The sequence below is a fragment of the Malikia granosa genome (assembly GCF_002980595.1).
In the GTDB taxonomy this organism is placed as follows: Bacteria; Pseudomonadota; Gammaproteobacteria; order Burkholderiales; family Burkholderiaceae_C; genus Malikia; species Malikia granosa.
Window position 1 is genome coordinate 104,507 of the sequence record NZ_PVLQ01000008.1, and the last position, 17,730, is coordinate 122,236.

Annotated in this window: 20 protein-coding genes and 3 tRNA genes; 10 read left to right on the top strand and 13 right to left on the bottom strand. The window is 69.4% G+C overall.

The genetic code is table 11. From position 1 onward, the window contains the following. Nucleotides 1–20: 20 nt before the first annotated feature. From C6P64_RS01590 to C6P64_RS01615, 6 genes are all read right to left on the bottom strand, one after another. On the bottom strand, nt 21–659 hold the full coding sequence (locus C6P64_RS01590; RefSeq protein WP_105746836.1) for a histidine phosphatase family protein: 639 nt from the start codon (nt 657–659) through the stop codon (nt 21–23). 80 nt (nt 660–739) lie between these two features. Then, nucleotides 740–1,432 carry a hypothetical protein gene (locus C6P64_RS01595; protein ID WP_146115840.1) on the bottom strand — a complete coding sequence of 231 codons (693 nt, stop codon included), beginning with the start codon at nt 1,430–1,432 and terminating at the stop codon, nt 740–742. Nucleotides 1,433–1,498: 66 nt separating this feature from the next. Beyond that, nucleotides 1,499–2,464, bottom strand: coding sequence for a tRNA 2-thiocytidine(32) synthetase TtcA (gene ttcA / locus C6P64_RS01600; RefSeq protein WP_105746838.1), 966 nt, complete (start codon nt 2,462–2,464; stop codon nt 1,499–1,501). A gap of 40 nt (nt 2,465–2,504) precedes the next feature. Further along, nucleotides 2,505–2,888: a dihydroneopterin aldolase gene (locus tag C6P64_RS01605; RefSeq protein WP_105746839.1), complete on the bottom strand. Its 384-nt coding sequence runs from the start codon at nt 2,886–2,888 to the stop codon at nt 2,505–2,507. Then, nucleotides 2,885–3,277: a dihydroneopterin aldolase gene (locus C6P64_RS01610; protein ID WP_105746990.1), complete on the bottom strand. Its 393-nt coding sequence runs from the start codon at nt 3,275–3,277 to the stop codon at nt 2,885–2,887. The genes C6P64_RS01605 and C6P64_RS01610 overlap by 4 nt, the downstream gene beginning before the upstream one ends. Nucleotides 3,278–3,315: 38 nt before the next feature. Continuing rightward, nucleotides 3,316–4,116 (bottom strand): SDR family oxidoreductase, encoded by an 801-nt coding sequence (locus C6P64_RS01615; RefSeq protein WP_105746840.1) that lies wholly within the window; start codon nt 4,114–4,116, stop codon nt 3,316–3,318. A 65-nt stretch (nt 4,117–4,181) separates the two neighbouring features. On the opposite strand from C6P64_RS01615, the gene C6P64_RS01620 reads away from it, so the two are divergent. The 3 genes from C6P64_RS01620 to trxC all read left to right on the top strand — a co-directional run bounded on the left by C6P64_RS01620 (nt 4,182) and on the right by trxC (nt 6,044). Continuing rightward, nucleotides 4,182–5,309: a class I SAM-dependent methyltransferase gene (locus C6P64_RS01620; RefSeq protein WP_105746841.1), complete on the top strand. Its 1,128-nt coding sequence runs from the start codon at nt 4,182–4,184 to the stop codon at nt 5,307–5,309. Between the two features lie 3 nt (nt 5,310–5,312). Then, entirely contained in the window at nt 5,313–5,507 is a 195-nt protein-coding gene (locus tag C6P64_RS01625; RefSeq protein ID WP_105746842.1) for a DUF2905 family protein, read from the top strand. 84 nt (nt 5,508–5,591) lie between these two features. Then, complete coding sequence (trxC, locus tag C6P64_RS01630) at nt 5,592–6,044, top strand: thioredoxin TrxC (protein WP_105746843.1); 453 nt, start codon at nt 5,592–5,594, stop codon at nt 6,042–6,044. 42 nt (nt 6,045–6,086) lie between these two features. On the opposite strand, the gene C6P64_RS01635 is transcribed toward trxC, so the two are convergent. From C6P64_RS01635 to C6P64_RS01650, 4 genes are read right to left on the bottom strand one after another with little or no spacing between them, the layout of a single operon-like run. Then, a complete protein-coding gene (locus C6P64_RS01635) occupies nt 6,087–7,448 on the bottom strand; it encodes a multifunctional CCA addition/repair protein (protein WP_105746844.1) in 1,362 nt (453 codons plus the stop codon). Next, entirely contained in the window at nt 7,445–7,756 is a 312-nt protein-coding gene (locus C6P64_RS01640; RefSeq protein WP_105746845.1) for a metal-sensitive transcriptional regulator, read from the bottom strand. The genes C6P64_RS01635 and C6P64_RS01640 overlap by 4 nt, the downstream gene beginning before the upstream one ends. A gap of 37 nt (nt 7,757–7,793) precedes the next feature. Then, a complete protein-coding gene (locus C6P64_RS01645; RefSeq protein WP_105746846.1) occupies nt 7,794–8,738 on the bottom strand; it encodes a complex I NDUFA9 subunit family protein in 945 nt (314 codons plus the stop codon). Nucleotides 8,739–8,759: 21 nt separating this feature from the next. Continuing rightward, nucleotides 8,760–10,694 carry a lytic transglycosylase domain-containing protein gene (locus tag C6P64_RS01650; RefSeq protein ID WP_105746847.1) on the bottom strand — a complete coding sequence of 645 codons (1,935 nt, stop codon included), beginning with the start codon at nt 10,692–10,694 and terminating at the stop codon, nt 8,760–8,762. Between the two features lie 63 nt (nt 10,695–10,757). On the opposite strand from C6P64_RS01650, the gene C6P64_RS01655 reads away from it, so the two are divergent. Next, nucleotides 10,758–11,381 (top strand): 5-formyltetrahydrofolate cyclo-ligase, encoded by a 624-nt coding sequence (locus tag C6P64_RS01655; RefSeq protein ID WP_105746848.1) that lies wholly within the window; start codon nt 10,758–10,760, stop codon nt 11,379–11,381. Nucleotides 11,382–11,397: 16 nt separating this feature from the next. Here C6P64_RS01655 and C6P64_RS01660 read toward each other — a convergent pair whose 3' ends face one another. Together C6P64_RS01660 and C6P64_RS01665 are read right to left on the bottom strand one after the other, a co-directional pair. Then, nucleotides 11,398–11,907, bottom strand: coding sequence for a YeeE/YedE family protein (locus C6P64_RS01660; RefSeq protein ID WP_245911589.1), 510 nt, complete (start codon nt 11,905–11,907; stop codon nt 11,398–11,400). Further along, complete coding sequence (locus C6P64_RS01665) at nt 11,904–12,311, bottom strand: YeeE/YedE family protein (protein ID WP_105746849.1); 408 nt, start codon at nt 12,309–12,311, stop codon at nt 11,904–11,906. Before C6P64_RS01665 ends, C6P64_RS01660 begins: the two co-directional genes overlap by 4 nt. A 138-nt stretch (nt 12,312–12,449) precedes the next feature. Between C6P64_RS01665 and C6P64_RS18750 the strand changes: the two genes are divergently transcribed. Together C6P64_RS18750 and C6P64_RS01675 are read left to right on the top strand one after the other, a co-directional pair. Beyond that, nucleotides 12,450–13,571, top strand: coding sequence for an MBL fold metallo-hydrolase (locus C6P64_RS18750; RefSeq protein WP_105746850.1), 1,122 nt, complete (start codon nt 12,450–12,452; stop codon nt 13,569–13,571). A gap of 56 nt (nt 13,572–13,627) precedes the next feature. After that, nucleotides 13,628–14,407, top strand: coding sequence for a type III pantothenate kinase (locus C6P64_RS01675; protein WP_105746851.1), 780 nt, complete (start codon nt 13,628–13,630; stop codon nt 14,405–14,407). A gap of 54 nt (nt 14,408–14,461) precedes the next feature. Here the strand turns inward: C6P64_RS01675 and C6P64_RS01680 are convergent, their stop codons facing one another. Continuing rightward, a complete protein-coding gene (locus C6P64_RS01680; protein ID WP_105746852.1) occupies nt 14,462–15,679 on the bottom strand; it encodes a M20 aminoacylase family protein in 1,218 nt (405 codons plus the stop codon). Between the two features lie 182 nt (nt 15,680–15,861). On the opposite strand from C6P64_RS01680, the gene C6P64_RS01685 reads away from it, so the two are divergent. The 4 genes from C6P64_RS01685 to C6P64_RS01700 all read left to right on the top strand — a co-directional run bounded on the left by C6P64_RS01685 (nt 15,862) and on the right by C6P64_RS01700 (nt 17,473). Next, complete coding sequence (locus C6P64_RS01685; protein WP_105746853.1) at nt 15,862–17,109, top strand: glycosyltransferase; 1,248 nt, start codon at nt 15,862–15,864, stop codon at nt 17,107–17,109. Nucleotides 17,110–17,214: 105 nt separating this feature from the next. Next, a tRNA-Asn gene (locus C6P64_RS01690) sits at nt 17,215–17,290 on the top strand. Nucleotides 17,291–17,299: 9 nt separating this feature from the next. Beyond that, nucleotides 17,300–17,375, top strand: a tRNA-Gly gene (locus C6P64_RS01695). Nucleotides 17,376–17,398: 23 nt separating this feature from the next. Continuing rightward, a tRNA-Thr gene (locus C6P64_RS01700) sits at nt 17,399–17,473 on the top strand. The last annotated feature ends 257 nt before the right edge of the window (nt 17,474–17,730 follow it).

Consider the following 17,730-nt stretch of genomic DNA (forward strand, 5'->3'; position numbering starts at 1 on the left):
TCGCTGCTGCAGCCCTGGCTTCAGGTGCTGGCGTCGTCGTCCGAGTCGTCCTCGAGATGGCTGGCATCGGCCCAGCCGACCAGGCTCAGGCCCTCGGGCGTCCAGAGCAGGCGGTTGATCGCCGCGTTCTCGACCGTCCAGGTGCGTGGCGCCTGCAGCTCGAGCCCGGTCGCCAGCCGATACACCATGTCGAGCACGCCGCCATGGGCGACGATGACGATCTGCTCGCCGGGGTGGCGCGCCGCGATCCCGTCGAAGGTGGCCTCGATGCGCTCGCGCAGCTGCAGCAGGGTCTCGCCACCGCCCGGTGCGAAGTCGGGCACCCGGGTGCGCCAGGCCTGGGTCGCCTCGGGCTCCTCGACCTCGAGCTCGGTCCAGGTCTTGCCCTGGAAGGCACCGAAATGGCGCTCGCGCAGACCGCTGTGCGTGCGCACCTCGAGCGCCAGCGCGGCCGCGATCGCGCGCGCGGTCTGGTGCGCGCGCGCCAGGTCGCTCGAATAGACCGCGGCGATCGGCTCTTCGCGCAGCGCGGCGGCCGCGCGCGCGGCCTGCCAGTGGCCGCGCTCGTTGAGCGGGATGTCAAGCTGGCCCTGCAGGCGCTTGTCCTGGTTCCAGGTCGTCTCGCCGTGGCGCAGTGCCAGGATGCGGGTGAATTCCATGCTGGGGCCTCTTGGGGCGGTGTGGGGTTGGCTGGCCTTGGCCTGTCGTCGCTGCGGCTAGGTTGCTGCAACGCTGCGGATCAGCGCGGGACTTCGATCACGACCCGGCGCGGACCGGCTGGCGGCTGCGGGAAGCCCTGCAGCGCCGCGTCGAGCAGCGCCGCCCACAGCGTCGGGTTGTCGGACCAGGGGCCGTCGTGCGAGGCCTGGGTCTCGTACACCACCCGCGCGCTGCGCGCGTCGCGCAGCGCCAGCGAGACCTCGCGCTGGTAATAGGGCGTCGTCAGGTGGGGGAACAGCGGCATGCCGATGCCGACCGAGCCATGCGGGAAGACATGGCCGATGCCGATGTTGACGCCGAAGCGAGGCCTGGCCGGCTCGTCCCAGGGCGCATAGGGCAGGCGGATCGAGCGCGCGCCGAGCTCGACCGTCCAGCGCGGCAACGCCGCGCCGGCAGGCAGCGCTTCGGGCGCGGCGCGCAGGCCTACCCGCTCGAGCGCCTGGCGTGCCAGCTCCTCGAGTGCCTCCTGTTGCAGGCTCGGCGACTGCAGCTGCGAGGGCCGGCGCTCGAAGCGGTAGCGGTCGCCGGGGGCCGGCCTGGTCGATTCGCCAGCCGCGCCGGCTGACCAGTCGGCATAGCTGCGCACCTCGTTCTCGAGCCGGATCGCGCCAGCGCAGCCGCCCAGCAGCAGCGCGCCGGCCAGCAGGCTCAGGCCGCCCAAGCGGTGGAGCCGGGTCCTGCCGGATCGGATGGTGACTGGGGAACGGGACATGGCAGGCTCCTGCATGAGAGGGGGCGTCCGGTGGCGGCCTGGGCTTGGCCACCGGCAGGGCGCCGATCAGCGCGCCGGCGTCAGGCTGATGACCTGCTCGGCCGGCAGGGCGGGCGGCATCGGCAGCTCCTCCTCGTCGAACACCAGGTCGCCATTCTCGTCGGCGATGCCGGTGGTGCGCAAGGTCTCGAAGGGGTGCAGCTGGCGGTCCATCAGGTGGCTCGGCACGACGTTCTGCAGCGCGCCGAGCATGCTCTCGATGCGGCCCGGGAACTTCTTGTCCCATTCGCGCAGCATGTTGCCGACTTGCTTGCGCTGCAGGTTCTCCTGGCTGCCGCAGAGCGTGCAGGGGATGATCGGGAACTCGCGCACCTGGGCCCAGCGGATCAGGTCCTTCTCGGGCACATAGGCCAGCGGGCGGATCACCATGAACTCGCCGTTGTCGCTGACCAGCTTGGCCGGCATGCCCTTGAGCTTGGCGCCGAAGAACATGTTGAGGAAGAAGGTCTGCAGGATGTCGTCGCGGTGGTGGCCGAGCGCGATCTTGGTGCAGCCGAGCTCCTTGGCCACCCGGTACAGGATGCCGCGGCGCAGCCGGCTGCACAGGCTGCACATGGTCTTGCCCTCGGGGATCACCTTCTTGACGATGGAGTAGGTGTCCTGGGTCTCGATGTGGAACTTGATGCCGAGCTGCTTGAGGTACTCGGGCAGGATATGGTCGGGGAAGCCCGGCTGCTTCTGGTCTAGGTTGACCGCGATCAGCTCGAACTTGACCGGCGCGCGCGCCTGCAGCTTCATCAGGATGTCGAGCAGGCCGTAGCTGTCCTTGCCGCCCGACAGGCAGACCATCACGCGGTCGCCTTCCTCGATCATGTTGTAGTCGGCGATGGCGCGGCCGACCTCGCGGCACAGGCGCTTCTCGAGCTTGCGGTCCTCGCGCTCGATCTTGTGCTTCTTCTGCGCCTCGGCGGCGTCGGCAGCGGATTCGGCGGCCGTCTCGGCGGCCTCGTTCCAGGTGGCGGTATCGTTCATTTCAATCTCAGAATTTGGGTGATGCTGGCGCCGGATGCGCTCACCACTGGCCGCTTTCCATGCGGATCGCGACTTCGCAGTCGTCGAAGATCTCGAGCTTGGCGATCTTGATGCGCACGCCGATCACGCCGGGCAGTTGCAGCAGGCGGTGGCCGAGCTTGCCGATCAGGGTCTCGAGCAGGTTCACATGCTCGGCGGTGCATTCGTCGATGATGATCTGGCGCACCTTGCGGTAGTCCAGCACATGGTCGATGTCGTCGTCGTGCGGCAGCAGCGGCTGCACGCCCTGGTTCAGCTCGGCATCGACCTGGATCGGCTGCGGGCGGGTCTTCTCGTGCTCGAGGATGCCGAGGTTGGCGACGAAGCGCAGTCCGGTCAGGGTCAGGATCTGCTGGCCGGCTTTCGGGGCTTGGATGGGATTCATGGCTGGGCAGTGGCGGGCTTGACGTGGAACACTTCCACGCCGACGGCCTCGCAGTCGGGGTAGACGTCGGGTTTGCAGGTCGACAGGCGCACGGCGCGCACGCCGGGGTGGGCAAGCAGGCGTTGTGCCAGGTCGTCGCACAGGGTTTCCTGCAACTCGACATGGCCTTGCTGCAGGCGCAGCGCGACCTCGGCGCGCACGAAGTCGTAGTCGACCACCTCGTGCAGCGAGTCGAGCGCGGGGGTGGAGCGCTCGAACGGCACCCAGAGCTCGACATCGATCCACAGGCGCTGGGTCACGCCCTTCTCGAAGTCGTGCGCGCCGATATGGGCCTGCACCTCGTGGCGGCGCAGGAAGAGCTTGCGGCAGCTCAGGCGCAGCTCGTCCATCAGGGACAGCTGCACCGGCAGGGTCAGGTCGGGAGCGTTCATGGGGTGGGATTGTCCTCGACCGCGAACATCACGTCGCGTGCCAGTGGCACCAGATGCTGGCCGCTGTCGACGCACAGGGTGCTGCCGGTGATCGATGGCGTCTGCGCCAGGAACAGGCAGGTGCGCGCCACGTCGGCCGGATCGGTCGGCCGGCGCAGCAGGTTGACGCGGCTGGCGCGGTCGAAGTTCTCCTGCGTCTGCGGGCCGCTCAGGTACATCAGTCCCGGCGCCACGCCGCAGACGCGCACGCGCGGCGCCAGCGCCTGCGCCTGCAGCGCGACCGCGCGCTCCAGCGCCAGCTTGGTCACGGTATAGGAGAAATAGTCCGGGTTCAGGTTGAACACCTTCTGGTCCAGGATGTGGATCACGCTGGCGTCGACATCCGCACCGGCGGGCAGACCGGCGGTCAGCTCGCGCGCGAGCGACAGCGGAGCGATCAGGTTGACCTCGAGCTGGGCGCGCGCGAGTTCGGCGTCGAAACCGGGTCCGCTGTCGGGCTCGAAGGCCGAGGCATTGTTGACCAGGCAGCTGAGCGGGCCGGCAATCTGCGCCGCGCGCGCCATCAGCTCGCGCCGGCCGGCCTCGCTGGTCAGGTCGCCCTCGATCGCGGTCGCGTCCAGGCCCTGCTCGCTCAGCTGCCGGCACAGCGCCTGTGCGGCGTCGCCCGAGCGGCGGTACTGGCACAGCACGCGCCAGCCGGCCTGCGCGAAGGCGCGACAGATCTCGGCGCCCAGGCGCACGCCGCCGCCCGTGACGAGCACGGTCGGGACTGGGGCGATGGGGGTACTGCAGCTCATGGGGCGTCTTTCATGGGGTGGCGGCGCTTATGATGGCGCCGCACCCGTAACCAGATGGCAGAACCATGTCGAGCGATTTGTCCGAGAAGCTGAAAGCCCATATTGTCCGCGAGCTGGAGATTTCCGGCGGCTGGCTGCCCTTTGACCGCTTCATGGCGCTCGCGCTGTACCAGCCCGGCCTGGGCTATTACGCCAACGACAGCGTCAAGTTCGGTGCCATGCCCGGCAGCGGCAGCGACTTCGTCACCGCGCCCGAGCTTTCGCCCTGGTTCGGCCGCACGCTGGGGCGCCAGGTCGCGCAGGCGCTGGCAGCCACCGGCTGCTCGGAGGTCTGGGAGTTCGGTGCCGGCAGCGGCGCGCTGGCGCAGCAGATCCTGACCCAGCTCGACGCCATGGGCCAAGGCGAGGTGCGCTATCGCATCGTCGACCTGTCGGGCACGCTGCGCGCGCGCCAGCAGCAGACCTTGGCGGCCTTCGGCGACCGGGTCGAGTGGATCGACCGGCTGCCGGAACGCTTCGAGGGCGTGATCGTCGGCAACGAGGTGCTCGACGCGATGCCGGTGCAGCTGCTGCAGCGGCGCGGCGCGGTCTGGTTCGAGCGCGGTGTCGCGCTCGCACCGGCTGGCCAGCCATCCGCCGAGTCGCCGGCCTTCGCCTGGGCGGACCGCCCGACCGAACTGCGCCCGCCGCTCGAGATCGAGGGCCCGCACGACTACCTGACCGAGATCCACCCGCAGGCCGAGGCCTTCGTGCGCACCCTGGCCGAGCGCTGGACCCGCGGCGCCGCCTTCTTCATCGACTACGGCTTTCCCGAGTCCGAGTACTACCATCCGCAGCGCCACATGGGCACGCTGGTCTGCCACCGCAGCCACCAGGTCGACCACGATCCGCTGACCGAGGTCGGGCTCAAGGACATCACGGCCCATGTCAACTTCACCGGCATCGCGCTGGCGGCGCAGGACGCCGGCCTGCCGGTGCTGGGCTATACCAGCCAGGGCCGCTTCCTGATCAATGCCGGCCTGATCGCGCTGGCTGGCGAGGTGCCGGTGGCTGAGCGCGCCAACCTGGCCAAGCTGGTCAACGAGCACGAGATGGGCGAGCTGTTCAAGGTGCTGGCCTTTGCCCCGGCAGCTTGCGCCGAGGGCTGGGTGCCGCTCGGCTTCGCGGCCGGCGACCGCAGCCACACGCTGTAAGCCATGCTGCGCTGGCTGATCGTCGTGCTGCTGGCCCTGGTGCTGGTGCAGGGCCTGACGGGGTGGTTGCGCAAGATCGGGCTCGGCCGGCTGCCGGGCGACCTGCGCTTTCGCGCCTTCGGTCGCTACTGGGAGCTGCCGATCGCGACCGCGCTGCTGCTGAGCTGGATCGCCGCGCTGCTGCAGCATCTGCTCTGAATGGCTTGCCGGCTGGCGGGCCGGCCTTGAAAAACCGCCAGCCGCCGCCTACTCTGTCCGTGAGCCCACCTTCCCGGAGAAGCCATGTCCAGCCCTGATACCCTGCACCTTGTCTGCCCGCATTGCCACACCACCAACCGCGTCGCGCTACAGCATCTGTCGAGTGCGCCGGATTGCGGCAAGTGCCACCAGCCGCTGTTCACCGGGCAGCCGGTGGCGCTCGACGCGGCCAGCTTCGACCGGCACCTGAGCCGCAGCGACCTGCCGCTGCTGGTCGATTTCTGGGCGCCCTGGTGCGGTCCCTGCCGCATGATGGCGCCGGCCTTCGAGGCGGCAGCGGCCCAGCTCGAGCCGCAACTGCGTCTGGCCAAGGTCAACACCGAGGACGAGCAGGCACTCGCGGCCCGCTACCAGATCCGCAGCATCCCGACGCTGGCGCTGTTCTGGCAGGGCCGCGAGATCGCGCGCCAGCCCGGTGCGATGGGGCAGGCCGACATCGTGCGCTGGACCCGCGCGGCGCTGGCGCGACCGCGCTGAGCCATCCCTGCTTCGGCAGCTGCGGGGCGCCGCCAGCCGCCTTCAGGCGCTGACTGGCGTGTCGCGCTGCGCCGGGTTCAGCGCCTGCGCGATCGCCGCGCTGCGCGCGTGCTCGATCGCCAGCGCGATCAGCGGACCCAGTCGGCGCGGGTCGCCGCCTTGCTGCTTGACTTCCTCGCTCACGCGCGCCGCGATCGGCGCCGTCGCCACCGCGAGCGCGGCCTCGAGCGCGGTCAGCAGCCGCCTGGCCTGGGGGTAGGGTGCCTGCTCGAAGTTGAGCCGGCCGCGCGCGTCGCACTCGCAGGCCTGCAGGAACTCGACGAAGCGCTCGGGCCGGCGGATCGCATCGCAGCGCTCGAGCAGTCGCAGCGTCGCTGGCGCCGACAGGTCGGTGCAGCGGTGGATATGGCCATGTTCGCGCGCGACCACCTCGGCCAGTTCCTTGCAGTCGCGCGGCACGCGCCAGCGTTCGCACAACTTGAGCAGCAGCTTGACGCTGCGCATCTCGTGGCCGATGTGGCGCGGCAGCACGTCGGCGGGCGTGTTGCCCTTGCCGAGGTCGTGGCACAGGCAGGCGAAGCGCACCGTCAGCGGCGCCTGCAGGCTGGCCGCCATGTCGAGCACCATGCCCAGGTGCACGCCGGTATCGACCTCGGGGTGGTAGTCGGCGCGCTGCGGCACGCCCCAGAGTCGGTCGACCTCGGGCAGCAGTACCTTGAGTGCGCCGCACTCGCGCAGCAGCTCCAGCATGCGCGAGGGCTTCTGTTCCATCAGCCCGCGCGACAGCTCCTGCCAGACCCGCTCGGGCACCAGGTGATCGACCTCGCCCTGCTCGACCATGGAGCGCATCAGCTCCATGGTCTCGGGCGCGACCTGAAAATCGGGCCAGCGCGCCGCGAAGCGCGCCATGCGCAGGATGCGCACCGGGTCCTCGTGGAAGGCGTCGGTCACATGGCGCAGCACCTTGTGCTGCAGGTCGCTCCGGCCATCGTGGGGGTCGACCAGGCGCGGGTCGTTCGGGTCGAAGCGGCCGTCTGCGTCGAGCGCCTCGGCCGGCAGCGCGATCGCATTGATGGTCAGGTCGCGCCGCGCCAGGTCTTCTTCCAGGCTCACGTCGGTGTCGGCGTGGAAGGCGAAGCCGTGGTAGCCGCGCGCGGTCTTGCGTTCGGTGCGCGCCAGTGCGTATTCCTCGCGCGTGCGCGGATGCAGGAACACCGGAAAATCGCGCCCGACCGGCAGGAAGCCCAGCGCCGTCATCGCCTCGGGCGTGCTGCCGACGACGACCCAGTCGCGGTCGGCATGCGGGCTGCCGTCGGGCAGCTGATGCACGGTATGGAAATGGCCCAGCAGGCCGTCGCGTACCGCGCCGCCGACCAGGTAGGTCTGTGCGCCGGCCGGCTTCATGCGTACTTTTCCAGGATGCGGGTCGAGCGCTCGACGCCCTCGATCGAGTCGCCCTGGGTCACGGCTTCCAGCATCGAACAGGCCATCATGCGGTAGAAGGCCTTGTCCATTGCCTTGCGTGCGGCCGACATCTGTTGCGCGATGTCCTCGCAGGGGCGGCCGGCATCGACCATCTCGGCCAGGGCCCGGACCTGGCCCTCGATGCGGCGCAGCCGGTTGACGATGTCGCGCTGGTGCTCGCTGCGCTGCACGGCGGCGCTGGGCACCGGCGTCGGGCTGGCCTGGGTTGCAGTCTTGTTCGCGGGCATGTGGGAGGATCTTTCTGTGGTTCGGGACCGGCCAGGGTCAGCCCCGGGTGTAGCGCTGGCGCATGGCCAGCAGGGGATCGGCGCGGCCCTGCAGTTCGAGGTAGCTGGCCACCACCGGCTCGAGCGCCTCGGCGCTGATGCCGAGCTCGGCCAGGCCGGGCAGCTTGCCGCTGGCGACGTTGTCGACCTTGAGCGAGGCGAAATTGTCGGTGCTCATGAGCGGCTCGCCCGGCAGCGATTGCAGCAGCAGCGCCTGCAGATAGCCGAAGGCGCGCGGCATGCCGATCACCGGGCGCGGATGGCCCGACAGCCGACCGGCGATCTGCACCAGCTCGCGCAGCGGGTAGGCACGCGGCCCGGCCAGCTCATAGGTCTGGCCGATGGTCGCCGGCTGCTGCAGGCAATGGACGACGGCGCGCGCGACATCGCCGACCCAGACCGGCTGCAGGCGCGCGTCGGCGCCCGGCAGCAGCATCACGGGCACGACGGCCTGCAGGCGGGCGAACAGGGTCAGGAAGCTGTCGCCGGCGCCGAAGATCACGCTCGGGCGCAGCAGGGTCAGCTCCAGCCCAGCCTCGCGCAGCGCTGCTTCGCCAGCGGCCTTGCTGCGCTGGTAGAGCGAGGGACCATCGGCGCTGGCGCCCAGCGCGCTGACATGCACCAGCCGCCGGATCCCGGCAGCCTGCATCGCGCGCGCCAGCTTGCGCGGCAACTCCACATGGGCGCGTTCGAAGCGCTGCTGATTGCCATGCAGCACGCCGACCAGGTTGACGACCGCGTCATGGCCCGGCAGCAGGCGCGCCAGCTCGGCCTCGTCATGCACATCGGCCTCGAGCACGGTCACGCCGGGCAGGGGCTGGACCGCGCGCGCGTTGACCTCGCGCCGGGTCGGCACGGTCACGCGCAGGCCGGCACGCACCAGCTGTTCGCAGATCTGGCGACCGACGAAGCCGGTGCCGCCCAGCAGCAGGATGTTATTCATCTTTGTTTCCTCCGGTGCGGTTCAGGGCAGGTCGGCATTGGGGGGCAGGTTGCCCAGCCGCGGCCCGATCGCGGCCAGGCGGCTGCCGATGCGTTGCGGCTGCCCGCTCAGCAGTGCCGCATACTGGGTGGTGTTGGCGATCACTTTCTTGACGTAGTCGCGCGTCTCTGTGAACGGGATGTTCTCGATCCAGACCGGCGCCTCGAGCACCGGGCCGTTGCGCCAGACGCGCGGCCGACCGGGTCCGGCGTTGTAGGCGGCGGCGGCCATCGGCATCGAGCCCTCGAAGTCGTCCAGCGCCAGCTTGAGGTAGGCGGTGCCGATCAGGATGTTGGTGTCGCGCTCGGCGATCTGGTGCGGCTTGTAGTCGCTCAGGCCGATGCGTTTGGCGGTCCACTGCGCGGTCGCCGGCATGACCTGCATCAGTCCCGCCGCGCCGACGCCCGAGCGCGCCTCGGTGATGAAACGGCTTTCCTGCCGGATCAGCCCGTAGACATAGGCCGGATCGAGTCCGACCTCGCGCGCGCGCCTGACCACCTGTTCGCGGTGCGGGGTCGGGAAGCGCTGGCTGTAGTCGATCTCGCTCTTGGTGCGCTCGCTGGTGTTGATGCAGCGGTCCCAGACCTGCTGCTGGCAGGCCAGGTCGGCCGCGGCCAGCAGCTCGCGGTCATTCATGCCGCCGCGCTGGTGCAGGTTGGTCTGGTAGTTCCATTCGCGCACGCCTTCGCTGCGCAGGCCGTTGGCGATGGCCCAGAGCGCGCGTTGCAGGCCGGGGTTGTGCTGGGCTGCCGCCTTTTCGGCCGGACTCAGCGGCGCGGGTACCGACGCCACCGCAGTGGCCTGGCCCAGCGCCTCCTGCGCGAGCTGTTCGTAGAAACCGGTACTGCCCGCGATGCGCTGCAGCAGCGCGCGCGCCTGGGCCTCGTGATCGGGCCCCTGCAGCGCGAGCAGCGCACGCGCCTGCCAGTAGCTCCAGGCCGGGTCGCGCCGCTGCGCCTCGCTCATCTGGGCGATCGCGCCCTGCACCTGCTTCCAGTCGGCCGAGCGCAGCGCGGCACGCGTCTTCCAGGCCAGCATCTCGTCGTTGAGGTAGCGTTCCTGCGCCTGGTTGAAATAGTCGAGAGCGCGCGGCGACAGCCTGAGCGCGGCCTGGCGGCCGATCACGCCCCAGACCCAGCTGCGTTCCTCGTCGGTCAGCTGGGTGCGCCAGCGCAGCTTGCCGAGCTGTTCGGCGGCTTCCTCGTGATCCTTGATCGCCAGCCTGACCAGCGCCAGCGTGACCAGCTCCTTGGTGCTCTGGCGCAGCGCGGTCAGCTTCTCGAGGTAGCGCGCCGGGTTGGCGTAGATTTCCTCGACCGTGGCCGCCCATTGCCGGTCGAGCATGGACACGGCCTGGGTCGCGACGCGCAGGCGGCCACTCTCCATCCCGAGCCGGGCGCGTTGCCAGACCGTGTCGACATCGAGCGCCTCGCGCTGCAGCAGCGCGCGCGCGGCGCTGGCGCAGCCCTCGTCGGCCTCCTTCTGGCCCAGCCAGAGCGGGCGCAGCGTCTCGGCCGCCGAGGCACGCGGGCCCTGCGGATCGGCCAGCAAGGCATAGCACTGGACCTCGCGGTCGTCGTTCATGCGGTATTGCGCCTGCTCGAGGCGGAAATTGTCCCAGTCGCCGCGCCGGCCCAGCAGCAGCAGCCAGTCGTTGCGCAACCGGTCCTCGTAGTAGCTGCCGGCCCAGCGGCTCATGAAGGCGCGGATCTCGTCCGGGCTCGCGCTCTCGAGCCGCACGCGCAGCTCCCAGTAGGCGCCCAGGGGTTCGAGCAGATGGCCTTGCAGGCGTGGCAGGGCGGCGCTCAAGGCTCGGCTGTCCTTCTTGCGGAAGGCCTCGCGCATGTCTTGCAGGGTTTGCTCGGGCCCGCTCTGGGCGCTCGCCGCCGTTGGCGCACCCAGCAAGGCGGTGGACATGGAAAGCGTGGCAAAAATCGAACACAATCCTGCCAGGGTCACATTTCTCATCATAAGGCGATTATGGACAACATTGACCGAGTCGTGCAGGCGGGCCGGGCGGCCCAGAAGGCCGTCTGGCGCAAGCGGCTGGTGGCCGAGCGCCTGCAACTGGAGGACAGGCTGGCGCGCAACGAGGCGCTGCAGCGGGTCATGCGGGTCTGGCTGGTTGATCGTCCCGATGTCGTGATCGGCGCCTACTGGCCGATCAAGGGCGAGTTCGATCCGCTGCCGGCGCTGTTCCGCTGGCAGGAGGCCGGCATGGAGGCCGATGCGGCCGCTGCTTCGCAGCGGCGCCGGATCGGGCTGCCGGTCATCAACAAGATCGACAAGACGCTGAGCTTTCATCGCTGGTACCCCGGTTGCGAGATGGAGGAGGACGCCTTCGGCATTCCCAAGCCCAAGGACACCGAGTTGGTGCACCCGACCCTGCTGTTTGTTCCCTGCGTCGGCTACGGGCCGGGCGGCTACCGGCTCGGCTACGGCGGCGGCTTCTACGACCGCACGCTGGCCGCGCTGTCGCCCCGGCCCTTCACCGTCGGCCTGGGTTACACCCATGGCTTCCTGCCCGAGCTCGAACCCGAGCCGCATGACCTGGCGCTCGACGCGTTGCTCAACGACAACGGTGTGGTCTGGCCGCTGCCCTGAGTCGCTATTCGGACTGTCAGCGCGCCATGCGGCGCGCCAGCCACATGCCGGCCAGCATCGCCGGCACGAACAGCCAGACATCCCGGCCGCCGAGCAGCAGCGTCGCCAGCGCCGGTCCCGGGCAATAGCCCGCCAGGCCCCAGCCGACGCCGAAGATCACTGCGCCCTGCAGCAGCGGGGCGTCGATGCGCTCCTGCCGCGGCAGCTCGAAGCGGCTGCTGAACCAGGGCCGGTGCTGCGGTTGGCTCGGCTTGGGCGGCGTGAGCCGGAACGCCAGCAGCGTGACCATGACTGCGCCGCCCATCACGAAGGCCAGGCTCGGGTCCCAGGCGCCGGGGAATTCACCCTGTGCCAGGCCGGCCAGGTTCAGGAAGCCGATCACCTTGGCCGGCTGTGCCATGCCCGACAGCAGCAGGCCGAGCGCAAACAGCAGGCCGGCGGCCAGCGCCAGCAGCAGGCCACCGATCAGCTGCGCGGCCGGAGTGCGCTGGGGCAGGGGCGGGGTGACGAAGTTATCGGGTTTCATTGCAGGCCTCCGGTCAGGAACACGGTCACGAAGGCGCTGGCCATGAAGGTCAGCACCGCGACCAGCGAGCGCAGCGAACGCCGGCCCAGGCCGCAGACGCCATGTCCGCTGGTGCAGCCCGAGCCGCGCACGCTGCCGAAGCCGACCAGCAGTCCGGCGGCCACCATCAGCAGCGGCGCGCGCGCCGGCAGTTCCGGCACCGGCAGCCATTGCGCGAACAGCGCGCCGCCCAGGACCAGTCCGAGCAGGAAGGCCCAGCGCCAGCAGGCGTGCCAGCCACGCTCGCTCAGCGCCGCGCAGGCGATGCCGCTGATGCCGGCAATGCGGCCCAGCCCGGCCAGCAGCAGCCAGCTCGCCAGGCCGATCAGGATGCCGCCCAGGGCGGCCGAAAGATAGGGGTGCAATTTCTCTCCAGGGGCCGCCAGCCGGCGGCAAACCCGCTATTTTCAGCCGAAAGCGCTGGCCGCCGCGGCGCAGGATTGCCGCCCTATTTATGATGTCGGGTCAATCCCGTCTGGCCCTTTCGATCCTCTGCCGCCGCCATGCAACCGATCCAGCTCTTCGATCCCGACTCCAGCAGCTACACCTACCTGCTGTTCGATGAATCCAGCCGCGAGGCGCTGATCATCGATCCGGTCGACAGCCAGCTCGAACGCGACCTGGCCGTGCTGCGCCAGTACGGACTCAAGCTGCTGTGGACGATCGAGACCCATGCCCATGCCGACCACATCACGAGCGCGGGCCTGCTGGCCGAGCATGCCGGCGCGCGCACCGTGGCGCCGGCCGGCTGCGGCATCAACACGGCCGCGGTCCAGCTGCAGGATGGCGACCGGCTCGAATTCGGCCGCCAGTCGCTGCTGGCCCTGGCCACGCCCGGCCATACCGCCGGCAGCATGAGCTACTACTGGGATTGCGACGGCAAGCACCATGTCTTCACTGGCGACACGCTGCTGATCAACGGCTGCGGCCGAACCGATTTCCAGTCCGGCAGCGCCGAGGCGCTCTGGCACAGCATCACTGACAGGCTGTTCGCGCTGCCGGCCGACACCACGGTCTGGCCTGGTCATGACTACCACGGCCGCAAGCATTCGAGCATCGGCCACGAGAAGGCGCACAACCCGCGCCTGGCCGGCAAGACACAGCAGGAATTCGTCGCCATCATGGCAGGCCTGGACCTGCCCAAGCCGCGCCGGATCGACGAGGCCGTGCCGGCCAACCTGAGCTCGGGCCTGCGCCACGACGCCGATGGCGCCTGGCTGCTGCAGCCGCGCCCGGCCGCCGGCTATGCGGGCGATGTCTCGCCGCAGCTGGCCTGGGCCTGGGTCCACGCGGGTGAAGCCGTGCTGGTCGACGTGCGCACCGATGCCGAGCGGGCCTGGGTCGGCTTCGTGCCCGAGGCGGTCCCGCTGGCCTGGAAGCAATGGCCCGGCATGGCGACGAACCCGGACTTCGATGCCGCGCTGCTGCAGGCAGCTGCCGGCCGCAAGGTGGTGCTGCTGTGCCGCAGTGGCGTGCGTTCGGTGGCGGCGGCCAAGCGCGCGACCGAACTCGGGCTCGAGGCCTACAACATCCTCGAGGGCTTCGAGGGCGATCCCGATGCCCAGGGCCAGCGCGGCCACCTGGGCGGCTGGCGTTTCCACGGTCTGCCCTGGCGCCAGAACTGATGCGCTTTTGGTGCAGCAAGGGTTAACCCTGGTAGCGGCCTGATTATCATCGCGGCATGAGTTTTCTTGCCATCGACGTTGGTAACACCCGCCTCAAGTGGGCGCTTTACGACAAGCCTGCCGTGGACGCCCGCCTGCTCGCGCATGGGGTGCAGTTCCTCGAGAACATCGAGACCCTGGCCGAGGGCGACTGGAGCCGCATCGCGGCGCCGACCCAGGTGCTGGGCTGCGTGGTCGCTGGCGAGGCAGTCAAGCGCCGCGTCATCGAGCAGCTCGAGCTCTGGGACGTGACGCCACAGTGGGTGGTGTCGAGTGCCGCCGAGGCCGGACTGGTCAACGGCTACGACCATCCGTCGCGGCTGGGCTCGGACCGCTGGGTCGCGATGATAGGCGCGCGCCAGCGCCTGATCGCGCGCGGCCAGCGCAGCCCCTGCGTGCTGGTGATGGTCGGCACGGCGGTGACGGTCGAGGCCATCGACGCCGACGGCCGCTTCCTCGGCGGCATCATCCTGCCGGGCCACGGCATCATGCTGCGCGCGCTCGAGTCGGGCACCGCCGGCCTGCATGTGCCGACCGGCGAGGTGCGCGACTTTCCGACCAACACCAGCGATGCGCTGACCAGCGGCGGTACCTTCGCGATCGCCGGTGCGGTGCAGCGCATGGTCGACAACCTGCGCCACCACAGCGGTCAGGAGCCGACCTGCATCATGACCGGTGGCGCGGGCTGGAAGATGGCGCCGAGCATGACCGTCAAGTCCGAGTTGGTCGAGAGCCTGATCTTCGATGGTCTGCTCGCGATCGCGCACCACCGCTTCGGCGCCGTTCCGGTCGCCTGAACGGCGCGCAGCCACCAGCCCGCCGCCTTGCCGGCGAAGCGGGCGGCTGCCGCTTTAGGCGAGCGGCCGGCCCAGCCAGCGCCTGGCCAGCTCGACCCAGAGGCTGGCGCCGACCGGGATCAGCTCGTCGTTGAAGTCGTAGTAGGGGTTGTGCAGCGTGCAGGGACCCGCGTCATGGCCGCCGCCGGCATAGCCGGCCCGGTGCTCGCCGTCGCCATTGCCCAGGAACAGGTAGGCTCCCGGCCTGGCCTGCAGCATGAAGGCGAAGTCCTCGGCGCCCATGGTCGGTTCCTGCGCCAGCGTCAGCTCGGGTCCGACCAGGTCCAGCATCACCTCGCGCACGAAGGCGGCTTCCGGCGCGCTGTTGACCGTCGGCGGGTAGTTGCGCTCGAACTCGAACTCGCAGCTGGCGCCGAAGGCGGCGCAGCTGTGGACCGACAGCTCGCGCATGCGCTGCTCGATCAGGTCCAGCACCTCGGTCGTGAAGGTACGCACCGTGCCCTGGATCTCACAGCTGTCCGGCACCACGTTGGTGGCTTCGCCGGCATGGATCATCGTGACCGAGATCACGCCGGTATCGATCGGCTTCTTGTTGCGCGAGATGATGGTCTGGAAGGATTGCACCAGCTGGCAGGCGAGCGGGATCGGATCGATCGACCGGTCCGGCATCGCCGCGTGGCCGCCCTTGCCGCGGATCGTGATCTTGAACTCGTTGCTCGACGCCATCACCGGCCCCGGGCTGACGGCCAGGCTGCCGGTCGGCAGACCGGGCCAGTTGTGCAGGCCGAACACCGCCTCCACCGGCCAGCGCTCGAACAGGCCGTCGATGATCATCTCGCGCGCGCCGCCGCCGCCTTCCTCGGCCGGCTGGAAGATCAGCACCACGGTGCCGTCGAAGTCGCGCCGCCGCGCCAGTTCGCGCGCCGCCGCCAGCAGGATCGTGATATGGCCGTCATGGCCGCAGCCATGCATGCGGCCTTGGTGCCGGCTCGCGTGCTCGAAGCGGTTGAGCTCGGTCATCGGCAGCGCGTCCATGTCGGCACGCAGGCCGATGGCGCGACCACAGGCGCCGCCGTCACGGCCGTGGACCAGTCCGACCAGGCCGGTGCGGCCCAGGCCCCGGTGCACCGGTATGCCCCATTCGGTCAGCCTGGCTGCGATCAGCTCGGCGGTGCGCAGCTCCTCGAAAGCCAGTTCGGGATGGGCATGGATGTCGCGGCGCAGTTGCGCCATCTCGGGCATCTGCGCGACCAGGGTATCGATCAGTTTCATAGCAAGGCTCCGGCCATGGGGAGATATTAGGCCATCCGCATGTCGCTTGCCCAGGTCCGGACTCTGCCATCAGGGCGGCGCCGAACGACCTGGATAATGCAGCGATGCCAGCACCAGGGCAAGGCCCCATGATCCCGGGCGCCTGCTGCAGCGGCAGCAGGGCCTGACCATCCGGACTCCCGATGAACATCCTCTTCGTCCACCAGAACTTTCCCGGCCAGTTCAAGCACCTGGCGCCGGCCTTGGCGCGCCAGGGCCATCGCGTGCTGGCCATGACGATGCGCCAGACCGAGCCCGGGGTCTGGCGGGGCGTGCGCATCCTGCCCTACCGGGCGCAGCGCGGCTCCACCCCCGGCGTCCACCCCTGGGTGCAGGATGTCGAGGCCAAGACGCTGCGTGGCGAGGCCTGCTTCCGCGCCGCCCTGGCGCTCCAGCGCGAAGGCTTCGAGCCCGACGTGATCGTGGCGCATCCCGGCTGGGGCGAGAGCTTGTTCCTCAAGCAGGTCTGGCCGCGGGCTCGGCTGGGCATCTACTGCGAGTTCTTCTACCAGGCGCAGGGGGCCGATGCCGGCTTCGATCCCGAGTTCGCGTCCGCCGACCCGGCGGGCGATGCCTGCCGGCTGCGGCTCAAGAACCTCAACAACCTGCTGCATTTCGAGGTCGCCGAGGCCGGCATTGCGCCGACGCAATGGCAGGCCAGCACCTTCCCCGCGCCATTCCGCGACCGCATCACGGTGGTGCATGACGGCATCGATACCGCGGCCCTCGCGCCCCGGGCGGACGGGCACCTGATGCTCAACGGCCGGGTGCGGCTGGAGCGCGGCGACGAGATCATCACCTTCGTCAACCGCCAGCTCGAACCCTACCGCGGCTACCATGTCTTCATGCGTGCGCTGCCCGAGATCCTGCGCCGGCGCCCCAACGCCAGGGTCATGATCGTCGGCGGTGACGGCGTGAGCTATGGCGCCGCGCCCGATCGGGCGCGTTACGGCGCGCGCAGCTGGAAGCGCATCTTTGCCGAAGAGGTCAGGCCACTGATCCTCGATGCCGACTGGGCGCGCGTGCATTTCCTCGGCAACCTGCCTTACCAGCAGTTCGTGCCGCTGCTGCAGCTCAGCGCCGTCCATGTCTATCTGACCTATCCCTTCGTGCTGAGCTGGAGCCTGCTCGAGGCCATGAGCGTGGGCTGCGCCATCGTCGCCAGTGATACCGCGCCGCTGCGCGAGGCCATCGTCCACGGCGAGACCGGCCGCCTGGTCGACTTCTTCGACGTTCCGGCACTGGCGCAGCAGGTCTGCGCGCTGCTCGACGACAAGCCCGAGCGCGAGCGCCTGGGCCGGCAGGCGAGGGCGTTCGCGCGCGAGCGCTACGACCTCGCGACCGCCTGCCTGCCGCGCCAGCTGGCCTGGGTCAGCGAGCTGGCGGGCTGAAGCGGTCCTGGGACAGGAATTTTCTGCCTTCATGCTGCGGATCACGAAAACGCCGAATTTTCTGTATATAATCATGGCTTCTGATCGATGCGCAATGCATCGTATTCCTCGATAGCTCAGTCGGTAGAGCGCCGGACTGTTAATCCGTAGGTCCCTGGTTCGAGCCCAGGTCGAGGAGCCAGAGTTTGACGCGGGATTAGCTCAGTTGGTAGAGCGATACCTTGCCAAGGTATAGGTCGAGAGTTCGAGTCTCTTATCCCGCTCCAGCGTCTTCACGCTCGAGCAGTCCGCCCATGTGGCTCAGTGGTAGAGCACCCCCTTGGTAAGGGGGAGGTCGGCAGTTCGATCCTGCCCATGGGCACCACGCCTTTTTCTTGCGCGGCCGTTCTGGTTGCCTGATTCCCCATTTTCTCGTCGATCAGCCGGTTGGCCGTAGCCACCCAGGCTTGGTGCTGTCGTCTTTGTCAGTGGCGAGACTTTCATATGACATTGCTAGAATGGTCTGAATATGAAAAAAATGTGGCCAGTCAGCTTGCCCGCCCATGAGGGTCTGGGTGCCTTCCCGTGCACCTTGCTGCCGCGGGTCGCGCGTCCCGGCAAGGTCTCGTGCTCCCCTAGGCT

Bases quoted from the DNA above. Each gene is read 5' to 3' on its own strand.
- C6P64_RS01610 (WP_105746990.1), bottom strand. From the start codon at position 3,277: ATGGACGAGCTGCGCCTGAGCTGCCGCAAGCTCTTCCTGCGCCGCCAC.
- C6P64_RS01645 (WP_105746846.1), bottom strand. From the start codon at position 8,738: ATGAATAACATCCTGCTGCTGGGCGGCACCGGCTTCGTCGGTCGCCAG.
- C6P64_RS01655 (WP_105746848.1), top strand. From the start codon at position 10,758: ATGGACAACATTGACCGAGTCGTGCAGGCGGGCCGGGCGGCCCAGAAG.
- C6P64_RS01615 (WP_105746840.1), bottom strand. From the start codon at position 4,116: ATGAGCTGCAGTACCCCCATCGCCCCAGTCCCGACCGTGCTCGTCACG.
- C6P64_RS01685 (WP_105746853.1), top strand. From the start codon at position 15,862: ATGAACATCCTCTTCGTCCACCAGAACTTTCCCGGCCAGTTCAAGCAC.
- C6P64_RS01625 (WP_105746842.1), top strand. From the start codon at position 5,313: ATGCTGCGCTGGCTGATCGTCGTGCTGCTGGCCCTGGTGCTGGTGCAG.
- C6P64_RS01605 (WP_105746839.1), bottom strand. From the start codon at position 2,888: ATGAATCCCATCCAAGCCCCGAAAGCCGGCCAGCAGATCCTGACCCTG.
- C6P64_RS18750 (WP_105746850.1), top strand. From the start codon at position 12,450: ATGCAACCGATCCAGCTCTTCGATCCCGACTCCAGCAGCTACACCTAC.
- trxC (WP_105746843.1), top strand. From the start codon at position 5,592: ATGTCCAGCCCTGATACCCTGCACCTTGTCTGCCCGCATTGCCACACC.
- C6P64_RS01635 (WP_105746844.1), bottom strand. From the start codon at position 7,448: ATGAAGCCGGCCGGCGCACAGACCTACCTGGTCGGCGGCGCGGTACGC.
- C6P64_RS01650 (WP_105746847.1), bottom strand. From the start codon at position 10,694: ATGTCCACCGCCTTGCTGGGTGCGCCAACGGCGGCGAGCGCCCAGAGC.
- ttcA (WP_105746838.1), bottom strand. From the start codon at position 2,464: ATGAACGATACCGCCACCTGGAACGAGGCCGCCGAGACGGCCGCCGAA.
- C6P64_RS01595 (WP_146115840.1), bottom strand. From the start codon at position 1,432: ATGTCCCGTTCCCCAGTCACCATCCGATCCGGCAGGACCCGGCTCCAC.
- C6P64_RS01675 (WP_105746851.1), top strand. From the start codon at position 13,628: ATGAGTTTTCTTGCCATCGACGTTGGTAACACCCGCCTCAAGTGGGCG.
- C6P64_RS01620 (WP_105746841.1), top strand. From the start codon at position 4,182: ATGTCGAGCGATTTGTCCGAGAAGCTGAAAGCCCATATTGTCCGCGAG.
- C6P64_RS01590 (WP_105746836.1), bottom strand. From the start codon at position 659: ATGGAATTCACCCGCATCCTGGCACTGCGCCACGGCGAGACGACCTGG.
- C6P64_RS01660 (WP_245911589.1), bottom strand. From the start codon at position 11,907: ATGAAACCCGATAACTTCGTCACCCCGCCCCTGCCCCAGCGCACTCCG.
- C6P64_RS01680 (WP_105746852.1), bottom strand. From the start codon at position 15,679: ATGAAACTGATCGATACCCTGGTCGCGCAGATGCCCGAGATGGCGCAA.
- C6P64_RS01640 (WP_105746845.1), bottom strand. From the start codon at position 7,756: ATGCCCGCGAACAAGACTGCAACCCAGGCCAGCCCGACGCCGGTGCCC.